The sequence below is a fragment of the Roseibium sediminicola genome (assembly GCF_023156505.1).
Classification (GTDB): Bacteria; Pseudomonadota; Alphaproteobacteria; order Rhizobiales; family Stappiaceae; genus Roseibium; species Roseibium sediminicola.
Map to the genome: position 1 here is coordinate 1 of NZ_JALNMJ010000058.1, position 3,582 is coordinate 3,582.

At 50.1% G+C, this 3,582-nt stretch carries 2 protein-coding genes; both read right to left on the reverse strand.

The features are described 5' to 3' along the window. Positions 1–430: 430 nt before the first annotated feature. Positions 431–901, reverse strand: a complete 471-nt coding sequence (locus M0H32_RS29360) for a hypothetical protein (protein ID WP_248160312.1) — start codon at positions 899–901, stop codon at positions 431–433. A 482-nt stretch (positions 902–1,383) separates the two neighbouring features. Next, the gene (locus M0H32_RS29365) at positions 1,384–3,297 is read right to left on the reverse strand and encodes an alkyl sulfatase dimerization domain-containing protein (RefSeq protein WP_248160313.1); all 1,914 of its coding nucleotides are present in this window, start codon (positions 3,295–3,297) and stop codon (positions 1,384–1,386) included. Positions 3,298–3,582 lie beyond the last annotated feature (285 nt).

The following is a 3,582-nucleotide window of genomic DNA, read 5'->3' on the forward strand; positions in this document are numbered from 1 at the left end:
ACCAAGGGATTTGAGAAACGAATTTGTAGCACACATTGCGAAACGCACTCCCAACATTGAGATGCGTATCAAGTCGCAACCCGGATCAAGACGGGCAACGTGGGGGGCTGCCAACGCTTACATACATCTCAGCCGAAAACTGACCACATTCCGGAACAAGTCGTTCGACAAGAAAAGATTTGGATTGAATGATCGTCATGATCCGTACATGCGCAGGTTTCAATAACGCTTTGCTCGGCTACCCAGCATTCTGCCAGCACGGAATAGCTAATCTGCTGGCCTGCTCTGCCGATGGTCAGCATAACGGATCACGCTCAATTCAAAAACGATCCAGTTTTCTGGTATCGGAGCACCATCAATCAGTTTTGTCCTCATTCAGTGTTTAGCGGAACGAGAAGCTGGGCGGCTGCGCAGCGCGTTTCACAAATACTTAGTTACACGCTGGATACAGGTAGCGGTCCGCTTCGCTCACGTCTGCCGGACAATTTTCAGGCGCAGAGTTCCACCATTGGACAATTTGCGTACCTGCAGCGTTAAAGGAGCACTGAAAGGTCAATCCCGTTCCCTCTACCTCGCCATTAACCGGGATCGTTCCATCGACTCGGGCCGTCTGCACACTGACATCGATCATGCCCGCATCAGCATTCAAATGGGATGCGGCATAACTGCGGCATTTATCGATCATTGCATTCTCATCAGCTGCAAAAGCCGGAGAAGAAGAGAGCGCTGTCAGCACTGCGATAAGCATCATTTTCTTCATTTCCAATTCCTTTGCGTTGGTCCCGAATTTCAGGAAGTTAGCGTTCATCTGACTTTGAATTTTGCCGGGTTGGCTCGTTTTCTGTTGCTCAGATTTATTTCCTGAATGACATGGTAGCCTTAATTGCTGGAGTTGGCCCAACGGTCTTGTCCAGCAGTGGCCAGTCCATCGTAGTCTTCTACGCAGTTGGCGGACCGCCAAATAGATCCCGACAAATCGCTGCCTCAAGATCCACACCTGATAGTTTTTGTGGGAGTGAAATATGCAACCATCAATTAAAGAAACCTCCGGAACTCTGAGTTTGCTTTGCCAAATGCTGGCAATAATTTGAATTGAAGAGATCAATCTTGCACGATTGCTGCGCCGAGCGAGCGGGTTGGCCATATGATGCCGGGCATTGTTTCAGTTTTGCGCCGTCACCTGATCTTTCGCAGGTGCCGGTCCGGCTCTGCAGTAAGAACTGCAGATTTGCGGACTTGTAAGACATTGGAGTTTGCGCAGACTGTTGTGTATTCCAGATGCTGTTATCAGCAGTCATGAAGCTGCAGATTGCCCATTTTTTGCCAACAGCCTCGATGATCTGCTCGCCCCATCTGTTACGTCAAAGTAGGGAGCAGATAGGATTATCTTGAGGAAAGGTTGATGTCAGTTTTCGACACATCGAAGAACGAAGCGAAAAGGTTGAGATTTGCCGTATCACCTTCTGCTGTTCCTTTTCCAGCCTCTAATGCTTGCTTGATCGAGCCCCTGCCAAGGACGAAGTCATAGACGACGTCGCTGGAAAGATTGAGGACGAGATCGGGGTTGTCCGGAATATTTTCGTAGAACGCGGCGATTCCGTTACGAACATGATAGCCGTATGTCTCGTCGCGATCCGTGATGTTGAAGCCTATCCTGAAATCAGCGTCCACTGCCTTTGACGCGTCTATTTTCACGCGCAAGTTTTCCAGGATTGTTCCGATCCCAAACTGCTGGATGATGACTGGATTGGCGAAATCAAATGCGCCTGACTGATCAAGGCTCCCGTCCAGTTCCGCTGCACCGCTTAATGCAAAGTTCCTGTAATAAATGTTTGCCTGGTCGTATCCCCAAGCGCGCATAGCTTCCGACTTCAGCATTCTCGCATCCTTATCGTCGGGATTCGCGCGAACAAGATGGGTTAGGACTTCCATGGCCCATCCATAATCTTCGGCTTCAATCGCCTGACGCGCCAGTTCTAGTACATCGTCTCTACCTCCCATTGCTGAAACATAGAGCTTCGCCTTGCGCTCAAATGACGGCGTGGCGAGTTCTGTTGCATCGCCGGAATACCACCCAAGATAGCCGTTATAGACGTTGCGAACCACATGTGCGACGCTACCGTAGAATTCCTGCAGCCAGGGATCTTTCTGCAGTTTTTCCGGCAATTGAATAAGGTCGACAAGTTCCTCGCGTGTGGCACCCTTGTTCATATGACGAATAGACTGGTCATGAACATACTGGATCGCATCACGATAGTTCTGAATTCTTTCCACTATGAAATCATTGCCGACCCAGGAACGCATATGTGAGTGGCTAAAGCTGTCACTTTGCTTTGCATATTCGAGCAGATTGTCTACGCCCTTGTACCATTTGACCAGGTCGCGGTACCGGGTTCCGCGCAAAGTGTAGAGGTTGGGAAATGTCTCACCTTGCGTCGTTTCTGATCCATGAACATGGCGCAAATCGGGGAAGTATATGTCGATTTCGTCCTCGGCATCGCCGTAGGCCTCGAACAGCACCATCTTGATACCCGAAACTTCCACTTTGAGTTCATCGGTCACGAGATCCGTCGGGGCAAAAAACGAGATCTTGCCGCCTGCGAATGTCGGACCGAGTCCGGCGTGTACAAGTCCTTCGGCGTTCTGACCAAGATATGTCGCACCACCATAAGCAGTCCTCTGGGTCAGGATTTCGCCAACAACGCTAGCATCGTTCGCCAAGAATTCCATGAACTGGTGATGGGCAAAGATGCGCACCTTTCCGTTGTCGACATCTTCCTGAGTGACGCCCATACCTGCAGCGCCAAAGGAATGGTCTGGATGACGATGACTATAAACAACTGCCGTGACAGGCATGTCGATCCCGGTAGACTCTTTGAAGTCTGCCAAGATCCGTTCAGAAGCCTCATCGCTTTCGCCAGGGTCGATCACGATGAGACCGTCGTCACCGACAACGATCAAGGTCGATGTTAGCTGCCAGCCAGACATCAGAAAAGCCTTGTCTTGAACCGGCTCATAGATGGTTTTTGCCATTTGTGCGGCAAAACTCGTCATTCGCGAGTTAATGGTCGGTGCTGGTTCGGTCACTGCCAAATTGTCGAATCTTGCCCGGATGGGTGCCAGCGATTTCAGAACGTTCGGGTTGGCGTAGGGCTCTATATCAAGTGGAATATTTTTCACCGATTGCTCGGGAACCAAAAGTGACCGGTCTACAGATTGCGAGTTTGATGCCGAGATTGAAACGGTCATCACAATGGCGATGGCACTTGGCAACGCAAGCAGACCAAAAAAATTCATTTTTTCCTCCCTTAAGAAAACAGCTAGGCCCTCCAAATGCCCGAAGCCCGCAACGAGCTATAACACGAAATGGGCGTCACCTGCTCCCCTGAAAACTCCGCGGTTTGAGGTTCGTCTGAGCGCCTCCCCAAAATTCGGACAGTGACGTAAGCTACGATCTGCCTGTGAAACGGCCTGCAATATTGACCCTGTTTTAGGGGTTATCGGCGTCCAAAACTGACCCCTGCCAAATTTGTTTTTATGCGTCCCTGATTTTTCAGGGAGCATTTTAAGGATGTTGGTTGT